The organism is Flagellimonas sp. ABD4_174, assembly GCF_056160185.1.
On record NZ_JBSWWP010000001.1, the window covers coordinates 1,246,909 to 1,273,011 of the forward strand.

The following is a 26,103-nucleotide window of genomic DNA, read 5'->3' on the forward strand; positions in this document are numbered from 1 at the left end:
GGCCATTGAATATCATCTTCGAATTGTATTCTAAAATTTTAAGGTGTAGCCCAGAGATATATTGGTGTTGACCCTTTCAATAAAGGTTGCGCTATCGATGCCGCCATCAAATAAATATGAATTTACATCTTGTTCGGTTCTACTAAAGGCCAAATCCAGTCGGTTGGGACCAAAATTGTAACCAATTCCTGCGGAGAACCCATTTAGGTCACCAATAAAATCACCATCCTCATAAGGGCTTTCTTCAAACCGGTATCCAGCTCTAAGGCTTACTTCCTGTATCCTGTATTCGCCACCAAGTCGATACGAATTTACAGCACCCAGCGTGCTGGCTATAAAATCGTTCTCAGCGCCAAAACTAGGGTCGGATGTGGGTCTAAGTTCGGCCTTGGACATATCTTGGTACGAATAATCCAAGCTGATCAGTCCTTCTTGTCCAAATACAAGGGCAATACTACCGGTATACTTTTCGGGTGTTTTGATTCTGTATTCATCATATAGGTTAACAATGCCAAAATTGATGAAGTCGATATCGGAAACCGCCAAATTAGTGTTGATGCGTTGGGATGTATCATCCGTTAGTCTATACCATGTTGGTGATTGGTAACTACCGCCCACCCTAATGGATTGGTTCAATTTGGCTATGGCGCCCACGCTAAAGGAGAAACCGTGTCCCTCGGTGTGCAATAAATTGTCAAAAGAGGCAAACTGAATCGGGGATTCGGCATCGTACCCACTTTCATCCAAATAGGTGACCCTGTCGTACAATACATTGTGAAAATTCAGCGTGGCCCCTATGTAAAGGCTCTCCTCGTATTGACTGGCAAAATTCAAGGTGAACTTGCTATTGTAGCCCGATGTGTTTTGGATAAATCTCTGGTTTACGCTTCCGTATTGGGCATTGGAAAAATAAGCTGTGTTTTGGTCATCATCATCAACGGGTTCTATTAATCCGGCCTGAAAACCAAGAAACGCTTGTTGCGCGGAATAGCCCAAACTAGAGCCAATATCCAAATAAGCCTCTTCGATAAATTCCCCTTGTTGGGTTCGCAATGGCCCCAATGGTTCTCCTTGTGCAAAATTGAGGAAATAATTGTCAATTCCGACGGAAGTGTTTCCGGTAGCAACGAATTCATTGTCAAAGTTATTCACCAAATCATAGTTGAATGCCAGTGCAATTTTCTTCCAAGGACCATCGTTCGATGAATTAAAAACAAATACGCCACCGACCTGATTAAAATCCAAAGAGTTGGATGTTGTATTGGTTACGCTGTTTCCGTAAAGTGCATCGTTATTGGTATGATAGTTGGACCCTGTGATGGCAATTTCACTAAAATTGAACACGGCCGAACCCGCAGGATTGATATTTAGGGCGGACAAGTCGCCTCCCAAGGCACCAAATGCGCCGCCCATGGCTTGGAACCTTGCAGTTCCCTGAAGGTTTTCGGAACTGTAGCGCAATACATCGTCGATGGTCTGAGCACTTGCGAAAGTGCAAGCCAATACCATTATGAAAGTTGAGATTCTTTTCATTTTTTATGTTTTAGTTTTTTTATGCCGTTTGTGGAATTATGGTCTTCCGCCACCTCTGCCACCTCTACTTCCACCTGAAGAACGAGATGCTCCCGAAGACCTTGACGAACCGGAAGACCTACTTACGCCAGAACTTCTTGAGCTGCCACCGGAGCTTCTGTAACTTCCGCTGGATCTGCTGCTGGAGGAACCGCTGCTGCGGTAACTCCTGGAGCTTGACCTACTAGAGGAGCGACTGTAATTTCTGCTGGGAGCAGAACTTCTTGATTGGTAGCTTCTTGAGGTTCCACTAGGGTTCCTGTAGCTTCTCGATGAAGATGAGCTACTTCTGTTGTAACTCCTACTACTGCGCGTGGAAGGCGATGTTCCATAAGAAGGATAATTTCTTGAGCTTCTATTGTAATTAGGTGAGGTCCGTGTGCTTCTGCTTGTTCTATAGTTTTGGTTTCTGGCCACGGCATCCGCACTAACAGAGCGTCTTACATTGGAACGATTGCTATATCCACGAGAGCTTCTATTGGCCAAATTGCTGTTTCGGGAAACTGTTGCATTGGAGCGGCCACTATTGCTTCTATATCTACTGGCATAGGTATTAGTTCTAGATGATAGGGTAGTGCCGGGAATTCGTGAACTATATCCTCTTCTTCCGGACATATAGGCATAATTTCTGCCGTAGTACCCTCTGTTGTAAGGGTTGTTCCAATAGCGGCCATAGTAGCCGCCCCAGCCGTAACCTGCCCAGCCCCAGCCATTATATGGGTAGCCCCAGCCCCATCCAGCATTCCAGCCCCAACCGTAGCCTGCCCAGCCCCAGCGGTTCCATCTCCAAGGGTTGTTCCAGCCCCAGCCCCAACCAGTGTTCCATGCCCATCCGGCATTCCATAACCAAGGATCGTTCCAGCCGTAATAGCCTCCCCAGCCCCAACTGTTATCGTAAACGTTTATGGAGATGCTTGTTGGATTGTCTCCCCACCCAGGGTTGCCGTTATAGTTATTGTTGTACGCGAAATAATCGGTTTGTTCACCATAAGGAATCGAGTCATTTCGAACTTGACTTGAGTAACTATCGATATCGGTGAAAACTTCGTCATCCAATATTTCGCCATATTCGTTTGCCTTTTGGCCAAAATAATCCCCATACATATTATTTTCCTGCTCTTCAACCCGCATAGCTTCGGCATTTTTCTTTTCTACCCCAACTACACGATCGTTGGTAGAATAGATTCCATCATCATAATAAGATGCTTGTTGGTAGGAGCCGCACGATGCCATAAGGATGGCAGTTACCATCAATATGGAGGGCGTTCTCAATTTATTGTGGAGTAAAGACTTTAACATGGCGCAATTTTTATTGTTGAACATACTAAAAATAATTAGTTTTACCCAATCATTTCAAGACTTAAAGGCACAAGTTTTGTGCCAAACTACAACAGATGGGTAAAAATTTAACAAGAAGAGAAGAGGATTATTCCAAATGGTACAACGAACTGGTTGTGAAGTCAGATTTGGCGGAAAACTCAGGAGTTCGGGGATGTATGGTGATTAAGCCCTATGGTTATGCCATATGGGAAAAAATGCAGGGTCAACTGGACAAAATGTTCAAGGAGACAGGGCACGAGAATGCTTACTTTCCGTTGTTTATACCCAAGTCTTACTTAAGTAAGGAAGCGAGCCATGTGGAAGGTTTTGCCAAGGAGTGTGCCGTGGTGACCCATTACCGGCTAAAGAATGCCGAGGATGGCAGTGGCATTGTGGTGGACGAGGATGCAAAACTGGAAGAAGAGCTGATCGTAAGGCCAACTTCGGAAACCATTATCTGGGATACGTACCGCAGATGGATTCAATCGTATAGAGATCTTCCGTTAAAGGTGAACCAATGGGCAAATGTGGTTCGTTGGGAAATGAGAACACGCCTTTTTTTACGGACTGCCGAATTTTTATGGCAAGAGGGACATACGGCTCATGCAACAAGAGAAGAGGCTATGGAGGAGGCTGAGCTTATGATGAACGTGTATGCCGAGTTTGCCGAAAAATATATGGGTGTTCCTGTGATCAAGGGCACAAAAACGGAAAGCGAACGTTTTGCGGGAGCAGAAGAGACTTTTTGTATAGAGGCTCTAATGCAGGATGGTAAAGCTCTACAGGCCGGTACTTCTCACTTTTTAGGACAGAATTTCGCAAAAGCTTTTGATGTGAAGTTCGCAAACAAAGAAGGAAAACAAGAATATGTCTGGGCAACCTCATGGGGTGTTTCCACCAGATTGATGGGAGCCTTGGTAATGACGCATAGCGATGACAATGGTTTGGTGTTGCCCCCTAAATTGGCACCGATCCAGGTAGTTATTGTTCCGATTTATAAAGGGTTGGATCAGTTGGATGCCATTTCAGAAAAAGTTGAGCCATTGGTGAAAGAGTTAAGGGATAGGGGGATTACCGTTAAGTATGACACTCGCGATACCCATAAACCAGGCTTTAAATTCAATGAATATGAGCTTAAGGGAGTGCCTGTTCGTTTAGCCGTGGGTCAAAGGGACCTTGCCAATGGTACTTTTGAGGTTGCGAGACGGGATACCTTGACCAAGGAAATCGTAAAAGCCGGAGAGGTTGTGGATAAGGTAGTCTCTTTAATGGATGATATTCAGGAAAACATTTTCAAGAAAGCTTTGGATTACCGCAAAGAACATATAACCCAAGTAGATTCTTACGATGAGTTTAAAAAAATAATCGAGGAAAAGGGCGGATTTGTTTCGGCCCATTGGGATGGTACCACGGAGACGGAGGATAAGATAAAAGAGGAGACCAAGGCCACTATTCGCTGTATCCCATTGAATGCGGAAAAGGAGGAGGGTAGCTGTATGGTAACAGGAAAACCATCTGTTCGGAGGGTGTTGTTTGCAAAGGCCTATTAAACAGATGTCAAAAAAACAAAATTACTGTTGCAAGACTTAAAAATAGTTGTATTTTTGCATCCGCAATTATGCAAACATAATGGCCCGTTCGTCTAGGGGTTAGGACGCCAGGTTTTCATCCTGGTAACAGGGGTTCGATTCCCCTACGGGCTACAAAGGTTGTTGAAACCTGTATATTTGGGTTGTCCCGGATAGTATTGAAATCAATGGCCCGTTCGTCTAGGGGTTAGGACGCCAGGTTTTCATCCTGGTAACAGGGGTTCGATTCCCCTACGGGCTACAAAAAAAAGGATTAAGAAAGAATTAATTTTTAGCAATGGCAAACCATAAGTCAGCATTAAAGAGAATCAGAAGAAACGAAGCAGTGCGTTTGCGTAATAGGTATCAGCACAAAACTGTGCGTAACGCCATCAAAAAATTACGTAACGAAGAAGATAAAAAAGCTGCTGAAGCTTTGTTGCCCACTGTTGTTGGAATGATAGATAAATTGGCAAAGAAAAACATCATTCATAATAATAAGGCGGCAAACCTTAAAAGCAAATTGATGACCAAGGTTGCAGCGATGTAAATCTTGATTGTATTATAATATCAGCGCCTCCCATCGGGAGGCGTTTTTGTTTGGGCTTATTTTTATCTAAATGCCCTTCTACGGTGAATCAGGACCCCGATTAAAAACGAACCGTACATTATCAAAATAAGAATTTTGAGGACTTCCCTAAAATTATAGGTTATCCAAATATTGGGAGCCTCGTAACCAATAATTATTAGATAGGGAAAGAAAAGTTGAAAAACGGCCAACCCTGCACTTGTCCAAAACAATAGGTTATATCTTAATGGATAAGGACTTATTTCTGCCTTCTTTTCTTTAAGGTATAGCCAAATACTAAACAAAAGTACCCACGAAGCCAATAAGTCGGCATAGTAAAGGTCGGAATAAAAAGGGTTCTGAAAAAAAAGACTGATGGCATATCCGGTTAAGCTGATGCCTGCTCCATAACGTATCCATTTTTTGTGTTTTTCTTCTTTTACCGTTTTCCAATAGATATAATAAAAGAACAAATAGGATAGGGTGAGATATATGTTGTAGATTATTACGTTGTACCAATCGTAATCGTCATTGCTCACTATTTGAAACTCTTCGTGGAACTTGATAAAATATCCCAATATTTCTGTCATAAATGTGTACATCAGGTATATAGGGTAATATTTTAATTGGGTATCAAAATAAGTACGGTATCTTGCCATGGCCACTAGCCAAACTATAAGATAAAATGGGAGGATGTAATGTTCGTGCAAAAAAGTGAATAGCTCCTCCATGTGTGGGCAACAGGCTAAGTGTCAAGGTTTTTAAAAGAGCTAAAATAAGGAATATAAATCTTTGTGCTTTATTGATTGATGACGGTGTAGTTTATCGGAACGCTTTTCTTTTACCAGCGATCAATCCAATAATGATCAAACCGTACATCAAGGCTATCGCAGTGAGAAGTATAGGTCTAAAATATATTTGAACACCAATATTGAGTTTTAGTAGATAGATCATCGATATTATTGGGAAGAAAGTGTAAAATATGGTCAGGCCGGAACTTAGCCAAAACATCAAATTGAATTTAAGAGGGTAAGGTGATTCCTCCAAGTACTTTTCCCTAAAATAGATAATTAATACATAAAGTAAAATCAGAGACCCAATAATGTGGGCATAGGTGGTTTGGTTGTGCAGGGGATTATAGGCGATTGCATTGATTGTATAGGAAAGAACGCAAACAGTGTTCAAGTAGCGAATCTGCTTTTTGACCTTCTTGCTGTTGATTACTTTTTTGTATACCTGAAGGAAAAAAACGAAGAACACTACTTGGTAGATATTATAAATTATTACGTTGTGCCAATTGTATCTCCCATCGGAAAAAAATTGATACTCATCATTATACTTGATAAAATATCCCAATACTTCGGTGAAAAAAGTATAAATGATGAGTATCGGTAAATGTTTTAGGGCAGTGTCAAAAAAACTTTTATAGCGCCATAGTGATATCATCCACGTTATAAGATAAAGCGGAATATAAAACTGTTTTAAAAGAAAATCCAGGCTAAAAAAGCTTTCAAACATCATGCACTATTGAAAATCGGTATATGGCGGAGGACCAGAGTTGCCATGGTTTAAGTTTAAGCTCGTTCCGTCATCCTGAAAAAGAGTGGGAATCATACTGGCCTTGGCAGTGTTCCCTTCGTCGTTTCCTTGGTCTTCGGAACTGCCCACCACGTTTTTAATAGGTTTTGCTTTTCCTTCAGCATCAATGTAAAACCCGAGCTCTTCCCCATCAATAATAGTGGTGGGAACAATAAAAATAGAGTTTTGTCTTGGGTGGACCACCTTTTGTCCGTCGGGAAAATCGGGTTTATTGGGGTAATTGGCAAAGTATAGTCTTAAAGAAGCAACTTCTACCCCTGCCTCTTTGGCTTCTTGCTCCACGTAAGCCATATAGTTTTTCATATCGGCGTAGGTAAAGGAGGTGAAGCGTGCGGCATCGAATTCTTTTTCGGGCTCTCTCTCCGCTTCGAACTCTTCGATCATGTCCACTCTGTTTTTCGTGTAATTGTCGTAAAGTGATTTGGATTCCTTTAAGGATATTATGCCTTTTGGCGGTGGAACAGGTTCGGTTTGTTCTGCGATAGGATTGGCAGGTTCGGTCGATTCTTCTTTTTTGTTGCCCTGTTGGCAGGAGGCCAAAAATAGTAAGCTGGCCCCAAAAATAGCAAGGAGGGCTCTTTTGTTGTTTTTCATAGTTAAGTATTTAATGTTCAGTTTTGAGGAAACCGAAATAAAGATATGCCTTTTCTACAAAATGGGTCAAAAAAAGCCCTTCAAAATATTGAAGGGCCTGTAATCTTATTTTTATAAAGTACTGTATGTTTTTACTCACTCATGGTAAGTAAAAATTCTTCATTGTTTTTTGTTTGTTTAATGCGCTGCTCCATAAACTCCATAGCTTCAACCGGGTTCATGTCCGCAAGATATTTTCGCATTATCCACATGCGTTGAATGGTATTTTCATCCAATAATAGGTCATCTCTTCGAGTAGATGAAGAAATTAGGTCGATAGCAGGGAAAATTCTTCTGTTGGATATTCTTCTATCCAACTGAAGTTCCATGTTACCAGTACCCTTGAACTCTTCAAAAATCACCTCGTCCATTTTAGAGCCGGTCTCCGTTAGGGCTGTGGCGATAATGGAAAGGGACCCGCCATTTTCAATATTACGTGCCGCACCGAAGAAACGTTTCGGCTTGTGCAGTGCATTGGCATCCACACCACCACTCAATACTTTACCGGAAGCTGGCTGTACGGTGTTGTAGGCACGGGCCAAACGGGTAATGGAATCCAACAGGATTACCACATCGTGGCCGCATTCCACCAATCTTTTTGCTTTGTCCAGAACAATGTTTGCAACCCTTACGTGCTCTGTGGCTTCTTTGTCAAAAGTAGAAGCAACTACTTCACCTCGCACATTGCGTTGCATATCTGTAACCTCTTCTGGGCGTTCATCGATCAAAAGAATGATTTGGTAAACCTCTGGGTGGTTGGCTGCGATTGCGTTGGCAATATCTTTCAACAACATGGTCTTACCTGTTTTGGGTTGGGAAACGATCATTCCCCTTTGTCCTTTTCCAATAGGAGAGAACAAATCCATGATTCTTGTGGAAAGTGTACTTTGTTTTTCGGCTAAATTGAACTTTTCCTGAGGGAACAATGGGGTAAGGTGCTCAAAAGCTACCCTGTCACGAACCACTTGGGGGTCGAGTCCATTTATTTTGTTCACTTTGATCAAGGGGAAATATTTTTCACCTTCCTTTGGCGGCCTTATGTTCCCGAGAACAGTATCCCCGGACTTAAGTCCGAACAATCGAATTTGTGATTGGGAAACATAAATATCATCCGGTGATGACAGGTAGTTGTAATCCGAAGACCTTAGGAACCCGTAGCCATCCTGCATAATGTCCAGGACCCCTTCACTCTCGATAATGCTATCGAACTCATATTCAGGTTCTTTGTACCTGTTTTTTAAATCCTTATCGAAATTGCTGTTCTTTTTATCATGATGGCCTTTGTTATGTTGTTTGGTCCTTCTGTTATTTTGATTTTTTTGCTGGCCGCCCTCGTTTTGTTGAGGGGTGTTGTCCTTTTTTTGAGGTTGCCCTTGTCCTTGATTTTTTCCTTTGGCGTTGTCGTTGGAACTCTTGGGCTCTCTTTTCTGTGGGGCTTTTTCCGTGGTTTCTCCCTCTTTGCTTTTGGTGTCGGTAGTTTTAGGTCGGGGAGTTCTTGTTCTTTTTGGTTTGGGCTCTGGCGCTGGTTTCTCGTCTTTGTTCGCAGCAACGGTTTCTGCAACCGCTTTTGGGTTGGAGGCCTGTACGTCCAGAATTTGGTAGACCAGGTCCAATTTTTTTAACGATTTGAATTTGGGAACATTAAGATCCTTTGCAATTTCTTGCAACTCAGGAAGCTTTTTAGCTTTTAGATCTGAAATCTCGAACATTAAGTAATGGAATATGTTAAACTTGTGTGATGCTAAATATTAGAAGTAAAGTTATTTTTGAATGCTACTGGAGAAAGAATTCCGAGGTAGGTGCTTGCTAATAACGCAACAATATTACAAATAAATTTTGAAGAATTAGGCCTTATTTATCAAAAAAGACTTCTATTTTTGCATTTGAAAGCAAATTCAACAATGATTCAGCGGATACAAACGTTATATTTACTGATTGTAGGCCTTATTTCGGGAATACTTCCGTTTTTTCTGAATCTATGGGTCGAAGTAGACGGAAAAGAGGTATATGCCCAGGACCAAGTGCTTGTTAGCCTTGTTTTTTATGTGGCCGCCGTACTTTCCGTGGTTTCGATTTTATTGTACAAAAAGCGACAAAATCAATTTGTGGTAAACAGATTGAATATGATATTGAATCTTTTTTTACTAGGATTTTTCGTTTATCGATCGCTAAGTTTATCCGGAGAAACTGTGGTTTCTGAGAAGGGTATTGGGATGCTGATTCCTGTATTTTCTATCGTTTTTCTTGTCCTGGCCAACAGGGCTATCAAAAAGGATGAAGATCTTGTAAAATCTGTTGATCGCTTACGTTGAACCTAACATCTTAGTAGTATTAGTGCGAAAAAACCCTGGCTTAGGCCGGGGTTTTTATGTTTTGGTCAGCGCTTTCCCAACTCTACAACTTCCAGGTCCGATATTTTGTCGCCATCGATCACAAATCGCAACATGGTACGTACTTGATGGAACCCTTGTTTGCCACAGGCTCCGGGGTTCATGTGCAATAGGCCCAGTTTTTTATCGTGCATCACTTTTAAGATATGGGAATGTCCGCAGATAAAAAGTTTTGGGGGATTGACCTTGATCTCTTCACGAACCCGCACATTATATTTGTTGGGGTAGCCCCCAATGTGTGTAATCCAAACATCCACGCCTTCGCACATAAATCTATTATTTTCCGGAAATTCCTTCTGTATTACATGGTCGTCAATATTGCCATGTACCCCTCGAACAGGTTTCAAAGCTTCCAATTGGTCGGTTACCGATAAACTTCCAATATCTCCGGCATGCCAGATTTCATCGGCCTGCGAAGCATACTTTAAAATGGATCTATCCATGTGTCCGTGGGTATCGGAAAGCAATAAAATCTTGGTCATAACGCTAAAAATATGCTAAAAAAATAGGGTCGGATTCGTGTTGGGTAGGATTGAATTATCTTTACCGACCTAAAAGTAAGGGATTCCATTGAGATACTTCATCCAATTTTCATATTTCGGAAAAGCATATCACGGTTGGCAAAACCAACCGAACGCCATAACCGTACAAGAAGTATTGGAGAGAGCGTTAAGCACCTTGCTTCGTGACAAAATTGATGTGGTTGGTGCTGGCAGAACCGATGCAGGTGTCCATGCCAAACAAATGTTCTGTCACTTTGATTTTGATTCGATTGACGATAAAAAGGATTTGGCATACAGGCTAAATGCCTTTTTGCCAGATGATATTGCAGTACAAGAAATTAGAACCGTTGATGATGGCGCCCATGCCCGGTTCGATGCCATTGAACGCACTTACGAGTATTGGCTGGTACGGGAAAAAGACCCTTTTCTTTTTGATTACGCCCATTGGGTGAAGCATCCATTGGATTTACCCGCCATGAACGAGGCGGCAAAAATTTTGCTGGAGTACACCGATTTTGAGTGTTTTTCCAAATCCAATACCGATGTAAAAACATTTAATTGTGATGTGCGGGAGGCTTACTGGCAGGATTGTGGCGATAAATGGGTGTTTACCATTACTGCAGACCGTTTTTTGAGAAATATGGTTCGGGCCGTGGTTGGTACCTTGCTGGATGTTGGGTTGAAGAAAATCAAAAGTGAAGACATACACCTAATCATCGCAAGTAAAGATAGGAGCGAGGCAGGCGTGTCCGTCCCTGCAAAAGGGTTATATTTGACCAAGGTTATCTATCCAAAAGATGTTTTTTGATGAGCAAAAAAGAGGAAATAGGAAAAGCGTTCGATTTTAGATTGTTCAAGCGTGTTTTTTCAAGAACAAGACCTTATCGTGGTATTTTTTGGTTGGTTGCGGTAGTAGCCATACTCTCGGCAGCGTTTGCTATCGGAATCCCGTTGTTGGTCAAAAATATCATCAATCAATCATTGGAGAGCAAAGATGCGGCCCAATTGCTGAACCATGTGCTGTTAATGCTGGTGTTTTTACTGGGTCAGGTAACCACTCAATTGTTGTTCAACTATTATGCAAATTTGTTGGGCGAATCCGTTATAAAAGACATACGGATCAATCTTTTTGAAAAGATGACCAGCTTTAAAATGACCTATTTTGATAATTCATCGATCGGCGTTTTGGTCACTCGGGCCGTAGCCGATATGCAGCGAATAGGGGAAATTTTTAGCCAAGGATTTTTTATGATCGTCGCCGATGCCTTAAAAATGTTGTCCGCGGCCGTGATCATGGTGGTGATCAATTGGAAACTGGCCTTGATCGTGTTTGCCATTCTTCCCGTAATTTTAGTGGCTACGCGTCTTTTTCAGCAGGCAATGAAGGTGGCCTTTATCGAAGTGCGTGCCCAAGTATCCAACCTAAACTCCTTTGTTCAGGAGCGGATAGCCGGAATGAAGATCGTACAGCTCTTTAACCGAGAGGAAATAGAAAAGGAAAAGTTCAGGGTCATCAACGAAAAACACCAGAATGCATGGTTGAAAACAGTATGGTACAACTCCATATTTTTTCCTGTGGCCGAAATATCCAATTCAATTGGTATTGGTTTGGTGGTATATTTTGGTGTAATACAGAATATCGAAAATGTAGGGCTCGACAATAAAGGGGCCATCGTAGCTTTCTTTTTCTTGATGGATCTTTTGTTCCGTCCACTGCGTCAGATTGCGGATAAATTCAATACCCTGCAAATGGGAATGGTGGCTGCGAACAGGGTGTTTAAAATTTTGGATACCGATAGCCATATCGACGACAACGGTACGGTAGAAAAGCAAAGCGTAAAGGGAGATATCGAGTTTAAAGATGTACATTTTGGTTATGTGCCGGATGAAGAAGTCCTTCATGGTATATCGTTCAATGTAAAAGCAGGTGAAACTGTGGCCATTGTGGGGGCCACAGGAGCAGGAAAATCTACAATCATAAATTTGCTCAACCGATTCTATGAGATAAATTCAGGTAAAATTATGGTGGACGGCGTATGCTTGGACGACTATACTTTGAAGTCGCTCCGTTCCCATATCGCCATTGTGTTACAAGACGTTTTCCTGTTTGCCGATACCATAGCACACAATATTTCGCTTCGTGATGAAAATATCTCTACGGAAGAAATAGAAGCTGCCGCCAAGCAGATCGGGGTACACGAGTTTATTTCCAGTTTACCTGGCGGTTACCAATACAACGTGAAAGAGCGAGGAACCATGCTTTCCAGTGGGCAACGGCAATTGATCGCATTTTTACGCGCTTACGTGAGCAATCCCAGTATTCTTATTTTAGATGAAGCTACTTCTTCCGTGGATACGTATTCCGAGCAGTTGATCCAACAGGCCACCGACAAGATTACCGAAGGCAGAACATCAATTATAATTGCCCACCGTTTGGCAACTATTAAAAAGGCGGATAAGATCATAGTGATGGATGCTGGTAAAATCATAGAAACCGGTACCCACAAAGAACTTCTGGAGAAAGGCGGTTACTACAACGACCTGTACAATGCCCAATTCTTGGCCGAGGAAGTGGCGTAATCAGTTTTGGGGAGGAGGTGGTACTAGATCTTGTAAACTTATTTCTCCGATCAAAAGCATGATGATCGGTATAAGCAGTGAACTCAGGAAATAGAGAATTCCAAAAATCATATAGAACAAGAGTAGTCTTGCGATAAGGGAAACTCCTTTGGAGTTGCTGATTCTAATGATTACATATCCAACATAAACCATCATTGCCAAAACACTTACCAATGAAAATGACATATAGATTTCCGGAGCAAAAAGGAGAATGGGTAGAGAAGGTATAAATATGAGAAGACTATAATGGGCAAGTGCATAGGTAAAAATAATGATGCGCTCTGCAAAATTGTACTTCTTCTCATCAAAACATAACCAACCTGATATCGCCGTTAATGGAATGTAAAGGATGAATATCAAAGCTTGGTAATCCGAAATAAAACCCATTAACTTTTCTTGGTAAACCGATTGGGCCTCCGATTCCAAAAAACCAAAATCTATACTATCCAAAGATTTGGACATAATAAACATGAGCAATCCAGAAAGTGTCAATGCAATACCAACATAGCTGATGGGATTTAGATATTTTCTGCGAATCCCCTGCAAATAACCCTCGATGACCACTTCGGGTTTACTGAACAAATGGATAAAGGTTTTTATAAAAGTGTTGTCGAGATTAAAATATCTTTCTAAAAAATCAACCCAAAGATTTTTAATGGTAATTCTGTTGCGAACCACTTTTGCGCCACATGCCGGACAATACAAAAAATCGGTTCGAAGTCTTGCTTCACAATTTTTGCAGGTCATTGTTCCAAGTCCTTTTTAATTCGCTTAACCAATTCCTCCCTACCTTTAAATGGTATAAACTCACCATTTTTTATATATGAAATTGAACCGGTTTCTTCGCTCACGACAAGGGAGAGTGCATCTGTTTTTTCGGTAATGCCCACAGCGGCCCTGTGCCGTAAACCAAATCTTAACGGAATATTACGGTCGTTGGAAACGGGCAGAATTACCCGGGTTGCCGTAATAAAATTGTCTTGGACCACGATGGCGCCATCGTGCAACGGACTATTTTTAAAGAAGATGCTTTCTAAAATGGGTTGGGTAACCTTAATGTTCATGGCGTCGCCAGTGGATTTTATAAAATCCAAAGAATTGTTGCGCTCAATAACGATCAAAGCTCCCGTTTTGGAAGTTCCCATACGTTCGCAGGCACTTATTATGGCATCTACATCTGTATTGGTGGAAATAGCTTCCTGTTTTAGGAACTTAAAATGTTTAAAAATGTTTCTTTTGGAAGCAAAGTTAGTAGAGCCGATCATCAACAGAAATTTCCTGATCTCTTGCTGAAAAACTATGATTAATGCAATCAGGCCAATGTTCATAAACCCGCCCACCATGCTGCTGATCATCTTCATTTGGAGTAGTTCGGTAAGTTTCCAAAGTGCCCAGACAATTACAATTCCAATAAATATATTGATGGCCACGGTTCCCTTGACCAGCTTGTAAATATAATAGAGCAATGCGGCGACCAGGACTATGTCGATGACATCGGTAATCTTAAATTCGAGAAAGTTTAAAAAATCCAACCGCAGCGTTTTTGTAAAATTAGCAAAATTAGGAGAACATCAAATCAGAGGGCATTCTCTTTTAGAGCTTTCACAAGTTTAATACATTCCGATGCTTCTTTTACATCATGTGCACGAATAATGTTTGCGCCTTTTAAAAGGGCAATGGTGTGCAAGGCCGTTGTTCCGTTCAATGCTTCTTTCGGGGATGATTCCAAAATTTTATAAATCATTGATTTTCTGCTCAAACCGATCAAAATGGGCAAACCAAAGGTTTGGAACATGTCTAAATGGTTTAAAAGAGTATAGTTCTGGGCCGTGGTCTTTGCAAAACCAAATCCTGGATCTAGAATAAGATCGTTGATTTTCTTGCCGGAGCTTTCTTTTACTTTTTCAGAGAAATAAAATCTAAGGTCATTGATCAAGTCCTCGTAAGCAGCTTCTTTCTGCATGGATTGTGGAGTGCCTTTCATGTGCATCATAATATAAGGGACCTGATGCTTGGCAACCATATCAAACATCTTCTTATCCAAATTTCCCGCAGAAATATCGTTGATCAAGGCCGCTCCGTGCTCAATACTTGTCGATGCCACCTTGCTCCGAAATGTGTCCACTGATATTAAAGTATCTGGAAACTTTTTCAGGATAAGGTCGATAACAGGGATCATTCTACGCAATTCCTCCTCCTCAGGGACATGCTCCGCACCAGGTCTGGAGCTGTAGGCGCCCATATCTATAAAGGTTGCCCCATGGGTGAGCATATATTCAATTTGAGTAAGTATGGAAACCTCATCCTTGTACTTTCCTCCATCAAAAAACGAGTCTGGTGTAAGATTAAGAATTCCCATTACTTTGGGAGATGATAGGTCTATTAATTCACCTTTGCAGTTTATGGTCATAAAAAATATCTGCTTTGTTGGGTTTCATTATCTTTGGCAAAGTACTTTAGTACACAATCAAGTTGGACGAAATTTACGCAAATTAGCAACAATACATGCAGCATACTTCCCAACAATACGATGAGGTGATACAAACCTGCCGGGAATTGTTTTTAAAAAAGGCCAAGGATTATGGCACCGCTTGGCGAATCCTGCGATTACCCTCTTTAACGGATCAGATTTTTATCAAGGCACAACGGATACGGAGCCTTCAGCAAAATGAGGTAAGAAAAGTGGACGAGGGCGAACGTTCAGAGTTTATAGGTATTATCAATTATTCCATTATGGCCCTGATCCAACTTAAGAAAGGGGTGGTGGAACAACCGGATCTTACCGCAGATGAAGCCATTGAACTCTACGATGCGGAAGTTGCGGTTACCAAAAAGCTGATGGAGGACAAAAATCATGATTATGGCGAGGCTTGGAGGGATATGAGGGTGAGTTCCCTGACGGATTTGATTTTGCAAAAGTTGTTGCGGGTAAAACAGATTGAGGACAACCAAGGAACCACTTTGGTGAGTGAAGGTGTAGATGCCAACTATCGAGATATGGTTAACTATGCGGTTTTTGCATTGATTCATTTAAACGAAGAAGAATGAAATATTTGGTCTGGATATCAAGGATTTTTGTGGGCATATTGTTCATTATAAGTGGACTCATCAAGCTCAATGACCCCATGGGTTTTTCCTTTAAACTAGAGGAATATTTTAGCCCAAGTGTATTGGATCTAACCTTTTTGACCCCATTGGCATTGGCCATATCCATTTTTGTGGTGATAGCCGAAGTGATTCTCGGTGTGTTGCTGCTAATTGGATTTAAGCCAAAGTTCACGGTTTGGAGTCTATTGCTCATGATCGTCTTCTTTACCTTTCTTACTTTTTATTCGGCCTACTTCAACAAAGTGACCGATTGTGGGTGTTTTGGGGATGCCATAAAACTGACACCATGGGAATCCTTTACGAAAGATGTGGTTCTGTTGGTGTTTATTTTGATATTGTTCTTTGGTAAAAAATATATTGCCCCGTTGTTCAGCCCCAAGACCAATTGGATCATTGGGGGAGTTGCCCTTTTGGCATGTATGTTGTTCGCCAACAATGTGTTGGCCCATTTGCCCTCAGTGGATTTTAGACCCTACAAAATCGGTGCGAACATACAAGAAGGAATGTCCGTTCCAGAAAATGCACCTAAGCCAGTTTACGAATATGCATGGCGATTTAAGGTCAACGGGGAAGAAAAAGTAATTGTGACCGAAGGAGATTATCCATCCGTTGATGGTGAATTTATCGATGTGGAGACCACTGAGATCCAAGCTGGATACGAGCCGCCAATACACGATTTTACCATTGAGCAAGAAGGACAGGATTATGCGGCAGAATTACTCGAAGAGGAGAAATTGGTAATGGTTATAGCCTATGATATGGCAAAAAGCGATTACGAGGCCTTTGAGCAGGTGGCCAAAGTTACTGCCGAAGCAAAGCGTAAAGGCTACAAAGTAATAGGAATGTCAGCGTCCAGTAGTGATACGGCCGAAAAATTGATAAAATCCTACGGCTTGGACTTTGAGTTCTACTTTACGGATGAAACTACCTTAAAGACCATAGTGCGTTCCAATCCGGGTATCTTGGTGTTGAACAAGGGGACTATTCGGCAAAAGGCACATTACAATGATTTTGAAGAACTTACTTTCTAAATATAAAACTGAGAAAAACCAGAGAAAATGAGAACAAAAATAGTGGCAGGAAACTGGAAAATGAACAAGAATCTTCAGGAAACAGAAGAATTGTTGGCCGAACTTTCCGCTAAATTACCCGATACCGATGCAGATATCATAGTAGCACCCACTTTTGTAAACCTTCAAGCAGCAAAGGAAGCATTGCAAGATTCAAAAATACAGGTCGCAGCACAGAATATGCACTTTGCCGAAAATGGTGCATACACCGGCGAGATTTCTGCCGATATGCTCCTTGCCCTCGGTGTGGACACGGTAATCATCGGTCATTCTGAAAGGCGAGCCTATTTTGGGGAAGATGATGCGCTTTTGTCCAAAAAGGTAAGAACGGCCGTAGAAAAAGGACTTAAGGTAATCTTCTGTTTTGGAGAAGAATTGGAGGATAGAAAATCCGACAAGCATTTTACCGTAGTGGAAAACCAGTTAAAAAATGCCCTTTTTGATTTAGATGCCAGCGCATGGAGTAAAATTGTACTTGCCTACGAGCCTGTTTGGGCCATTGGTACTGGCGAGACCGCGAGTCCGGAACAAGCACAGGAAATGCACGCTTTTATTAGAAAAACTATAGCGGATGGGTTTAATTCCTCCATTGCGGAAGATGTTTCCATACTATATGGTGGAAGCGTAAAACCGGCAAATGCATCGGAAATTTTCTCCAAGCCCGATGTGGATGGAGGTTTGATCGGTGGCGCATCCTTAAAAGCTACAGATTTTTCCGAAATAATTAAGGCTATTTAAAATTTGGCACTTGGTATACCTCGAATACAATTTTAAGATCGACCCGCCCCAACCCGCAACAGATATTTTGATTGCGGAGTTGGGAGAATTGGGTTTTGAAAGCTTTGTGGAAAACGAAACAGGGCTGTTGGCCTATATTTTAAAGTCGGAATGGAAGGGGGGCATGCTCAGTGAACTGTTCGTTTCCCAAAACCCAAATTTTAAGATAAGTTGGACCAGCAAGGAAATTGAGCAGCAAAACTGGAATGCCGAATGGGAAAAGAATTTTCACCCCATTAAGGTCGGTGACCAATGTATGGTTCGGGCACCTTTTCACGACCCAGCTAAGGTAGAATACGATATAGTGATCGAGCCAAAAATGAGTTTTGGTACGGGACATCATGAAACTACCCATATGATGCTCGAGCATATCCTCGTAAACGATTTTGAGGGTAAATCGGTTTTGGATATGGGGTGCGGTACCGGTGTGTTGGCTATTTTGGCAAAAAAACGCGGTGCTACGGATGTGGATGCCATAGATATAGATGAATGGTGCTATCTGAATACCCAGGAAAATGTGGAACGAAACAATTGTCCCGAAATCAAAACCTATCAAGGAGATAGTAATTTGCTCAAGGATAAAAAATATGATGTTATTTTGGCCAACATCAATAGAAATATTTTATTGGAGGACATTCCGATATACGCAGATTGTTTAGCAAAAGAAGGTACGCTTTTTTTAAGTGGTTTTTATTTGGAAGATTTAGATGCAATATCTTCAAAATGTGCGGCACATGGTTTGGAATTTGAAAAAAATCTGGAGAAGAACAATTGGATTGCAGCAAAATATGTAAATTAGAATAGCATAAACCTCAAGTATTATGGGCACTAGGGAAAAGGAATTGGAAGATGTCCTTCTGGAAGAAGAAACGGTGAAGGAGCACGAGATCGTACTTTTTAATGATGACGTGAATACTTTCGACCATGTTATAGAAACCCTTATCAATGTGTGCGAGCATACACCCGAGCAAGCGGAGCAATGCTCCATAATTGTTCATTATAAAGGAAAATGTACGGTTAAAACGGGTGAATATTCCTATTTAGAGCCCAGATGCAGCAAACTTTTGCAGGCAGGTTTGAGCGCAGAGATTTTGTGATAGACCGGTTTTACCCTTTTTAGTATTACTATTTTAATTGTTTTAAAAGAATCTGATTAAGCAATAATTTCATGAATTCTTTACCTTGACCTAGAACTTTTTGCCGTCCCACTTCTTTATTTTTAGCCTAAACAACCATAACCAACCCAATAACGCCCATTTTTAAAAATGAGTGAATTTTTTAAGGCAGAACTAAAAGATCGTTTTTTGGAATATGCTTTGGACCGAAACGACTATTTTCAGATCCACACACTTTACGACGAATTTTTACGGCCACATTATAGCTTGGAATATGTACAGAGGTTGGTACAGGAAATCCAGAATTACGATTCCACTTTACTGGATGTTATGGGAGGCAATGGAATGGATATGTTTATGTTGGCTTCAACGCCTAACACCCAAGATTTTTTGGACGAAGGAGGGTTTATGAATCTTTATGTAAAAGAGGAGGAAAAATGGGACACATTTTTGGGACATTTATCGAACACTCCAAAGCTCACCAAAGATGAGAGAAAACTGCTCAAGAAGAAAACATCAACCTCCAAAAGGGAAAAAGCGTTGCTTATTGGTTTGGTCTCTGCGTTGGCAATCAGTTTTTTGTTTACGATAATCAGTATTTTTTCCGAGGTTTTTTTGCGTCCGGAATACGTGCCTGCCGATGAATTTGAACGTAAGATCAATCAATTGAAGGAACAGAGTATTTTGGAAAATCAAAAGCTCAAGAATCAACTGGAACTGACAAAGCAGCAACTGGATTCACTCAAAAATCTAAAAGATTAAAAAATCCGAGAGCATATTACAATTGGCCCATAACCTCGCCAATCTTACGTATGGTTTCCTTGATTTGTTTTTGGTTTACCGAGCAAAACCCCATAACCAGCCCATTGGCATCATTTGGTAAAATATAATATCTGCTCAATGCATGTACACGAATGTTTTGGTCCATTAACTTCTTTTCTATATAAAGGTCGCTCTGTTTTTTTTTGATATGAGCGATCAAATGGAGCCCCAAACAGGACGTTTCTAGCTGGAACCAATCTCCTAAAATGGTATTGAATTGTTCTACAAAATATTCTTTTCTCTGTTGGGCCGTGTCGACTACCTTTCTTAGGTGTTTGTTTAAATAATCCTTTTCGATAAAAGCGCTCATGGCTTTCTGGTCTTGTCTTGGTACGAACCTGCTGGACTGCTGGTACAGGCCACTTACCGGACCGATCAGTTGTTCAGGTAGAATTATGTAGCCCAACCGCAGGGATGGGTGTATCAATTTATTGAACGTGCCCAAATAGACCACTCTCTCCTGTAAATCCATTCCGAACAGCGACCCCAATGGCTTTTCCCAATTACTGAATTCGTGGTTATAATCATCTTCAATGATATAGGTTTCATTCACTGCTGCCCAATTTAATAATTGGAATCTTCTGGACATGCTCATTTTTACACCAGTTGGGTACTGGCAGGATGGTGTGGTGTAAACAAATTTCGGGTTTGTGCAATTAATGCCTTTTAGATTGATTCCTTCATCATCTACCGGAGCGGGTTGTATCACGGCGCCCAAGTTTTTGAAAAGACTATGGGCCATTGGATACATTGGGTTTTCAACTACAATATTGTCATTTTTTTCAAGGAGAATGCTCGAGACCAAAAAAAGGGAATGTAATGATCCAGTGGTAACGATTATTCGATCGGGCGAACAATTAATGTTCCTATATACTTTTAAGTATTGGGAAATATTCTCTCTTAGACAATTTAGGCCCTTCGTATCACTGTAGGATAACTCAGAAGGAGTAATACGTTTCCAATAGTCGTCGATGAGCTTTTTCCAAATTTGGACGGGGAAAATATCCAAAGGAGGTAATCCCGGCCTAAAAGCGACCTCTTTTATGGAATCTTGTCCGGCCCAAAGATTGTTTTCCGAAAAAGCTATTCCTTGTTTGGATAGCTTTGGGTGGCCACCTTTATGGTCGAGAGCGGAAATATTGAGCCTTATTTTTTTGTCTTCAGTTGCTCGAACATAATATCCAGAACCTCTTTTGGATGTAATATAATTCTCCACCAACAATAGGTCAATGGCTTTTAAGACGGTGCTTCGGGATATGCCAAGGTCCGTTGCCAGAACCCTGGAAGGGGGCAGTTTGGTACCGTTCTCGAGGGAGCGGTTCAATATAGCTTTTCTGAACGCCGTGTAGAGGTTGACATAAATTTGAGGTTGATTTGCATCCAAAAAAAAGCCATTTCTTTCTAAAAGGCCTTTAATGTTAAAGTGCATAATTGGTATGCTAAATCAAATAAGATTGGTATGCGGAAGGTAGTGGTTTATCCTTTAATTTTCAGTTTTTTAACAAAAGGTTTACAATGCAGTTCCCAAATCCTACAAGTAGAGCTTTGTTGTTCAAGTGCTATAGCGAAGTGGTTTTTTCACCTGGCTTGAACGGTTGGACAAGCTTCTTTTTTGAATTTGATAGTTTAAGCTTTCATACTTGCTGGATCAATATCAGACCTCGGCCTCAGTATCCCGAACCTGTTTTTTTCAAACATCAAGACCAATCTAATCACGTTTAAACCTACTTACCAATGCCCATAAACCAAAATATATGCCTGTGTCTGCTTTTACTGTTTTCTTTCACTATAAACGCACAACGACAGATCAATGGAAAGGTAAGTGATGCCTCTGGGCCATTGCCCGGCGCCAGTGTTGTTGTAAAAGGTACCAGTGTAGGAACTACCACCAATTTTGATGGGGAATACACAATTACTGTTCAAAACGGAGCAGATGTTTTGGAATTTAGCTACATAGGGTTCACAGCACAGGAAGTCGTTGTGGGCAATCAAAATGAGATCAATGTGCTATTAGTGGAAAGTACAGAGCTTTTGGACGAAGTAGTAGTGACCGCCCAGGGAATTAAAAAGTCCAAAAAAGCACTTGGTTATGCCATTGCCAATGTAAAATCAGAAGAAGTAGAAAAAAGGCCCGAAGCGGATTTGGCGCGTACTCTACAAGGTAAGGTCGCTGGTGTAGCGATAACCCCGGCCGATGGTCAAACAGGCTCATCTTCCACAATTCGAATTCGGGGAAATATTTCGTTGACTGGTTCTAACGCACCTTTGATAGTGGTAAACGATGTTCCGTTCAATGGACTTTTAAGGGATCTAGATCCAAACGATATCGAAAATATAAGCATCTTAAAAGGGTTCAATGCTGCTGTTCTATATGGTAGCGAAGGAAGAAACGGGGTCATCTTGATTCAGACCAAGAGTGGTTCGGCAAAAATAGGCGAAGCTAGCACAACGGTAACTTATGCCACCTCGGTGTACACCAATATGGTGTCCCAATTGCCAAAATACCAAAACACATATTCCAACGGACTGGAAGGGGTACAATTTGGCGCGACGATATTTTCAAACTTTGGACCGGCTTTTTCGGAAATGGACCCAGTACCGCACCCTTATGCCAATATGGGCGATATTTTTCCTGAGTATGCGGACAAAATGATCAAAATAGGCCCAAAACCGGATAACGTGAAGAATATTTTTAGAATGGGAATAGGAACAAATCATTCCTTGACCTTTTCAACATCCAAAGAAAAAGTGGGCTTTAACTTATCGGCCGGATATACCGATGAGTCTGGAATAATTGACCACAACGATTTAAAGCGTTTTAATTTGAGCTTGGGAGGAAAGGCCCAGCTTGGTGAAAAACTGGATGTTTCCGCAAATATTGGGTATTCGACCAGAAAGGTAAATTTGATCAATGATGAGGATATTTTTAATCTGGTGTTCTATTTGCCCCGATGGATAGATTTAACAGAGTTGCCCTATCAGAACCCTTTGACAGGGGAGTCTGTCTATTACCGTAACGATACCAATCCACTTTGGATTCTAAACAATTCCGGGAATTATGATGATAAAGTCCGTGTTTTTGGAAATGTAACCGCAAATTATCAGCTCTCCAACTCGCTGAATGTTACATACCGCGCAGGTTTTGATTCGGAGAGCTATACGGGCTTCGATTTTTCCAATAAAGGCGGGTATGATGATGTGTATCAGCAAGGATATCTCAATGTAGGGGATAGTAAGGAGGTAATTGTAAATCAAACTGCTATACTCGGGTTTAATAAGGAGTTGATCAAAAACTTGAGTCTGGAAGCACAGATAGGGCTCAACAGCCAAATAACGCGATACGTAGGAAATTCATCAAACTCGGATGGTCAAATTGTATATGGATTTTTAAGACCGAGTAATTTTACCGTAACGGAATCCAGCTACAGCCGTACCAACGAGAATTTGGCTGGTGCCTTTGGTCAATTTCAATTTGCGTACAAGAGTTATTTGTATGCCACAATATCTGGTAGAAACGATTGGGGCAGTACGGTAGAAAAAGATAACCGATCACTTTTCTACCCAGGGGCATCCTTATCGTTTATTCCGACCAGTGCGTTTAATTTTGGAGGAAACACTCTTAATTACCTTAAGCTTAGGGGAGCGTATGCAACATCATCAGGGTATCCCGCGCCATATAGAACGCGAAGTACATTGATTATTGATCCCTTGAGGTTTGCCGCTCCCGACGGAACCTATCCGGTAACCAATAGATATAGTACCCGCTACGCCAATCTAAATTTAAAACCAGAACTGCATAAAGAAATTGAGTTTGGTATAGAATCCAAACTGTTTCACAATAGAGCCTCTTTAGAGGTGTCCGTTTATCAACGCGTATCGGAAGACCAGATTGTAGAGTCGCCGGTAGCCCCGGCCACTGGATACGATGATCAGTTTATAAACTTAGGAAGGATAGATAGTGAAGGAATCGAGGTTGATCTAGGTGTCGATATTTTTCGAGGGGATAAATTTCGTTGGAATTTCAGGAACATAGTCACTGCGGACGAATCCATGGTTCGTGAAACCACGCCAACCGGAGCGGATATAAATATCCGTGAAGATAGATTTGCCGTGGAAGGCGAGCCTTTTGGTGTTATAAAAGGGGACTATGCCTTAAGGGATGAGGATGGAAACCTACTGATCAATGGCAATGGCTCGGCGACCAGAGTAGGTGAAGTAATTACCAGTAACGATATTGGCCTGCCCAACAAAGTTATTGGAGATCCCAATCCGGATTGGAGGCTTACCAATATAAATAGCTTTGGTATCGGGAGTTTTTCGATCAGTGCTCAAATAGAATACCGCCATGGGGGCGAAATTTACTCCACAGCGGTAAAAAATATGCTTGAACGTGGCGTGGCAAAGGAAACCGAGGATAGAGAAGGGTCATTTGTGTTGCCTGGTTTTTTGGCGGACGATGTTACAGGCGAACCATTATTGGATGCCAATGGAAATCAAATTCCCAATAATATTCAATTAAATAGCGGAAGATTGGGTTATTCCAACTATTACAATGCTAACGATCTTGCCATGTGGGACACGTCGATCTTTAGGCTTAGGGAAGTGGCGGTAGGCTACACGTTGAAACCAAAAAAAGCTGACAGATTGCCGTTCAAAAGAATGGACCTTACCCTTTCGGCAAGAAACTTATGGTATGTGGCCCCCAATTTTCCAAAATATATCAATTACGACCCGGAAAGTGATGGTCTGGATGGCGATAGCACCGTCCCATCAACAAAAAGGTTTGCCTTTAATGTATCAGTGTCCTTCTAATTCAAAAATAATTTAAACCACATGCGAAGAACAATAGAATATTTTGGTAGAATAGCCTTGATATCCATAGCGATGCTAGGGTGTGAAGTTTCTGATTTTAATCTACAGGACAACCCTAATTTCCTTACCCCGAAAAGTGCGGACCCTGAATATCTTTTGAACGAAATCCAGTATCAGTTTCAATCCCTAATGGGACTTATGATATTAAATACGGACGATCTTATGCGTTATGAAGCAATGACCGATACCTATGGTGATTTGGTCTCCGTAACAGTATTGGATACTGAATGGGAAAGCTATTTTGAGGCCCTGAACAATTCCAAGACCATAGAAGCTTTGGCAGAAAACGATGAAACCTTATTGTTTCATAACGCCATCAATAAATTGCTTTTGGGATACCTTACCATAACTATGGTGGACTATATGGGGGCAATACCTTACACTGAGGCGGTTGTCCCATCCGAATACCCGAACCCAGGATTGGAAAGCGGTATAGATATTTATAAAAAAGTCCTGAACGATATTGATCGGGCCATATTGGATATTGAGAACTCCACCTTCAACTTTTCTACAGATTTGTTCTATGATAGCGATAAGGATAAATGGATAGCTTTTGCCAATTCTTTTAAGCTCAAGATTTTGGTGCAGACCCGATTGGCGAGTTCTGAAATTGGGGTATCAGATATTGCATTGGCAATTAATGAACTGTTGGAAAAAGATTTGATAGATTCAGAAACTGAAGATTTCCAATACACCTTTTCCACTGTGGAGGAGCCAGAAAGTCGCCATCGTTATTTCCGTAGAGGGTATGTGAGCAATTTTGGACAATACATGGGCAACTATTTTATGTTTATGCTCAAAGATTCCAAAAGCGTTGTGGACCCACGGCTACGTTACTATTTGTATAGGCAGTCCGATTCCAGTCCGTTCAGTATAGTGCCCTATTCAACGTGTTTGCAAGAGTCCAATGTGGATTATTGTTATATCGGGGATTTTTACCGAGGACTGGACCATGGAGAAAGTCGTACTGGCTTTGGAGATAATGAGGAAAGAACAGTATATGGTTTGTATCCCGGAGGTGGAACATTTGATGAGGACCAGTTTGTATCCGCCCCAAAAACCTCTACACATTTGGATGGAGCGGGTATTTTACCCCTTTTAACATCTTCCTTTGTAAAGTTTTTAAGGGCAGAGGCAGCATTAATGCTGAGTACGGACGAAGACCCGGAAACACTATTAAGGGAAGCAATACAGGATTCTATGGACAAAGTTCTCTCTTTCGGAGAAGTAGATTCGGACTTTGAGCCCACGGATGAAGAAGTAGAAGCATATATTGATGAGGTTCTTTTCAATTTTAACAATGTGGCCACCAACGAACAAAAACTCGATATAATTATAACGGAGTATTATTTGGCAGCATTCGGAAATTCGATGGAATCCTACAACGCATATAGAAGAACAGGATACCCTTCTAATATTCAAGTCCCCATAGATAACGATAACCCAACATTCCCACGAAGCTTTCCTTATTCGGCACGGGCAGTAGAGATAAACTCCTCATTAACCCAAAAGCTGAATACAGATAGGGTTTTTTGGGATACCAACCCGGAAGGGTTCATAAAATAAC

The 26,103-nt window shown here is 41.4% G+C and carries 24 protein-coding genes and 2 tRNA genes; 15 read left to right on the forward strand and 11 right to left on the reverse strand.

The genetic code is table 11. The annotated features are described in order from the left end of the window. Positions 1-30: 30 nt before the first annotated feature. Both ACXAFK_RS05475 and ACXAFK_RS05480 read right to left on the reverse strand, forming a co-directional pair. Entirely contained in the window at positions 31-1,533 is a 1,503-nt protein-coding gene (locus ACXAFK_RS05475; RefSeq protein WP_369885005.1) for an OmpP1/FadL family transporter, read from the reverse strand. A gap of 36 nt (positions 1,534-1,569) precedes the next feature. Then, the gene (locus tag ACXAFK_RS05480; protein WP_474957057.1) at positions 1,570-2,871 is read right to left on the reverse strand and encodes a hypothetical protein; all 1,302 of its coding nucleotides are present in this window, start codon (positions 2,869-2,871) and stop codon (positions 1,570-1,572) included. 95 nt (positions 2,872-2,966) lie between these two features. Here ACXAFK_RS05480 and proS point away from each other — a divergent pair, with 95 nt between their 5' ends. From proS to rpsT, 4 genes are all read left to right on the forward strand, one after another. Further along, complete coding sequence (proS, locus tag ACXAFK_RS05485; RefSeq protein WP_474957058.1) at positions 2,967-4,442, forward strand: proline--tRNA ligase; 1,476 nt, start codon at positions 2,967-2,969, stop codon at positions 4,440-4,442. A gap of 81 nt (positions 4,443-4,523) precedes the next feature. Further along, positions 4,524-4,595: transfer RNA gene (locus ACXAFK_RS05490), tRNA-Glu, on the forward strand. 55 nt (positions 4,596-4,650) lie between these two features. Beyond that, positions 4,651-4,722, forward strand: a tRNA-Glu gene (locus ACXAFK_RS05495). 36 nt (positions 4,723-4,758) lie between these two features. Next, a complete protein-coding gene (gene rpsT, locus ACXAFK_RS05500; RefSeq protein ID WP_207069686.1) occupies positions 4,759-5,010 on the forward strand; it encodes a 30S ribosomal protein S20 in 252 nt (83 codons plus the stop codon). A 62-nt stretch (positions 5,011-5,072) separates the two neighbouring features. Here the strand turns inward: rpsT and ACXAFK_RS05505 are convergent, their stop codons facing one another. From ACXAFK_RS05505 to rho, 4 genes are all read right to left on the reverse strand, one after another. Further along, positions 5,073-5,759: a hypothetical protein gene (locus ACXAFK_RS05505; RefSeq protein ID WP_474957059.1), complete on the reverse strand. Its 687-nt coding sequence runs from the start codon at positions 5,757-5,759 to the stop codon at positions 5,073-5,075. A gap of 91 nt (positions 5,760-5,850) precedes the next feature. Continuing rightward, positions 5,851-6,474 (reverse strand): hypothetical protein, encoded by a 624-nt coding sequence (locus ACXAFK_RS05510; RefSeq protein ID WP_474957060.1) that lies wholly within the window; start codon positions 6,472-6,474, stop codon positions 5,851-5,853. 78 nt (positions 6,475-6,552) lie between these two features. Next, positions 6,553-7,221: a hypothetical protein gene (locus ACXAFK_RS05515; protein WP_474957061.1), complete on the reverse strand. Its 669-nt coding sequence runs from the start codon at positions 7,219-7,221 to the stop codon at positions 6,553-6,555. 131 nt (positions 7,222-7,352) lie between these two features. Beyond that, positions 7,353-8,969, reverse strand: coding sequence for a transcription termination factor Rho (rho, locus tag ACXAFK_RS05520; protein WP_252079087.1), 1,617 nt, complete (start codon positions 8,967-8,969; stop codon positions 7,353-7,355). A gap of 192 nt (positions 8,970-9,161) precedes the next feature. Between rho and ACXAFK_RS05525 the strand changes: the two genes are divergently transcribed. Continuing rightward, the gene (locus ACXAFK_RS05525) at positions 9,162-9,572 is read left to right on the forward strand and encodes a DUF4293 domain-containing protein (protein WP_224835304.1); all 411 of its coding nucleotides are present in this window, start codon (positions 9,162-9,164) and stop codon (positions 9,570-9,572) included. Positions 9,573-9,637: 65 nt separating this feature from the next. Here ACXAFK_RS05525 and ACXAFK_RS05530 read toward each other — a convergent pair whose 3' ends face one another. Further along, complete coding sequence (locus ACXAFK_RS05530; protein ID WP_474957062.1) at positions 9,638-10,132, reverse strand: metallophosphoesterase family protein; 495 nt, start codon at positions 10,130-10,132, stop codon at positions 9,638-9,640. 88 nt (positions 10,133-10,220) lie between these two features. Here ACXAFK_RS05530 and truA point away from each other — a divergent pair, with 88 nt between their 5' ends. Both truA and ACXAFK_RS05540 read left to right on the forward strand, forming a co-directional pair. Beyond that, positions 10,221-10,961, forward strand: coding sequence for a tRNA pseudouridine(38-40) synthase TruA (gene truA, locus ACXAFK_RS05535; protein WP_474957063.1), 741 nt, complete (start codon positions 10,221-10,223; stop codon positions 10,959-10,961). After that, the gene (locus ACXAFK_RS05540) at positions 10,961-12,733 is read left to right on the forward strand and encodes an ABC transporter ATP-binding protein (protein WP_224835301.1); all 1,773 of its coding nucleotides are present in this window, start codon (positions 10,961-10,963) and stop codon (positions 12,731-12,733) included. Before truA ends, ACXAFK_RS05540 begins: the two co-directional genes overlap by 1 nt. Here the strand turns inward: ACXAFK_RS05540 and ACXAFK_RS05545 are convergent, their stop codons facing one another. The 3 genes from ACXAFK_RS05545 to folP are packed head-to-tail and all read right to left on the reverse strand — an operon-like array spanning position 12,734 to position 15,182. After that, positions 12,734-13,519 carry a DUF3667 domain-containing protein gene (locus tag ACXAFK_RS05545; RefSeq protein ID WP_474957064.1) on the reverse strand — a complete coding sequence of 262 codons (786 nt, stop codon included), beginning with the start codon at positions 13,517-13,519 and terminating at the stop codon, positions 12,734-12,736. Beyond that, positions 13,516-14,304: a diadenylate cyclase CdaA gene (gene cdaA, locus ACXAFK_RS05550; protein ID WP_224835299.1), complete on the reverse strand. Its 789-nt coding sequence runs from the start codon at positions 14,302-14,304 to the stop codon at positions 13,516-13,518. Before cdaA ends, ACXAFK_RS05545 begins: the two co-directional genes overlap by 4 nt. A gap of 44 nt (positions 14,305-14,348) precedes the next feature. After that, positions 14,349-15,182, reverse strand: a complete 834-nt coding sequence (folP, locus tag ACXAFK_RS05555) for a dihydropteroate synthase (RefSeq protein WP_474957065.1) — start codon at positions 15,180-15,182, stop codon at positions 14,349-14,351. A 95-nt stretch (positions 15,183-15,277) separates the two neighbouring features. Here folP and ACXAFK_RS05560 point away from each other — a divergent pair, with 95 nt between their 5' ends. The 6 genes from ACXAFK_RS05560 (at position 15,278) to ACXAFK_RS05585 (ending at position 19,604) form a co-directional block, all read left to right on the forward strand. Continuing rightward, on the forward strand, positions 15,278-15,820 hold the full coding sequence (locus ACXAFK_RS05560) for a DUF1599 domain-containing protein (RefSeq protein ID WP_474957066.1): 543 nt from the start codon (positions 15,278-15,280) through the stop codon (positions 15,818-15,820). Then, entirely contained in the window at positions 15,817-16,911 is a 1,095-nt protein-coding gene (locus ACXAFK_RS05565) for a BT_3928 family protein (RefSeq protein WP_474957067.1), read from the forward strand. Before ACXAFK_RS05560 ends, ACXAFK_RS05565 begins: the two co-directional genes overlap by 4 nt. A 27-nt stretch (positions 16,912-16,938) precedes the next feature. Continuing rightward, entirely contained in the window at positions 16,939-17,688 is a 750-nt protein-coding gene (gene tpiA, locus ACXAFK_RS05570) for a triose-phosphate isomerase (RefSeq protein WP_224835295.1), read from the forward strand. 1 nt (position 17,689) lies between these two features. Next, on the forward strand, positions 17,690-18,526 hold the full coding sequence (prmA, locus tag ACXAFK_RS05575; protein WP_474958154.1) for a 50S ribosomal protein L11 methyltransferase: 837 nt from the start codon (positions 17,690-17,692) through the stop codon (positions 18,524-18,526). Between the two features lie 22 nt (positions 18,527-18,548). Then, positions 18,549-18,824 carry an ATP-dependent Clp protease adaptor ClpS gene (locus tag ACXAFK_RS05580; protein WP_224835294.1) on the forward strand — a complete coding sequence of 92 codons (276 nt, stop codon included), beginning with the start codon at positions 18,549-18,551 and terminating at the stop codon, positions 18,822-18,824. A 168-nt stretch (positions 18,825-18,992) separates the two neighbouring features. Then, positions 18,993-19,604, forward strand: a complete 612-nt coding sequence (locus ACXAFK_RS05585; RefSeq protein ID WP_474957068.1) for a hypothetical protein — start codon at positions 18,993-18,995, stop codon at positions 19,602-19,604. 16 nt (positions 19,605-19,620) lie between these two features. Here ACXAFK_RS05585 and pdxR read toward each other — a convergent pair whose 3' ends face one another. Further along, positions 19,621-21,093, reverse strand: a complete 1,473-nt coding sequence (gene pdxR, locus ACXAFK_RS05590; RefSeq protein ID WP_474957069.1) for a MocR-like pyridoxine biosynthesis transcription factor PdxR — start codon at positions 21,091-21,093, stop codon at positions 19,621-19,623. 305 nt (positions 21,094-21,398) lie between these two features. On the opposite strand from pdxR, the gene ACXAFK_RS05595 reads away from it, so the two are divergent. Both ACXAFK_RS05595 and ACXAFK_RS05600 read left to right on the forward strand, forming a co-directional pair. Next, on the forward strand, positions 21,399-24,476 hold the full coding sequence (locus tag ACXAFK_RS05595; RefSeq protein ID WP_474957070.1) for a SusC/RagA family TonB-linked outer membrane protein: 3,078 nt from the start codon (positions 21,399-21,401) through the stop codon (positions 24,474-24,476). A 21-nt stretch (positions 24,477-24,497) separates the two neighbouring features. Then, positions 24,498-26,102, forward strand: coding sequence for a SusD/RagB family nutrient-binding outer membrane lipoprotein (locus ACXAFK_RS05600; RefSeq protein WP_474957071.1), 1,605 nt, complete (start codon positions 24,498-24,500; stop codon positions 26,100-26,102). Position 26,103 lies beyond the last annotated feature (1 nt).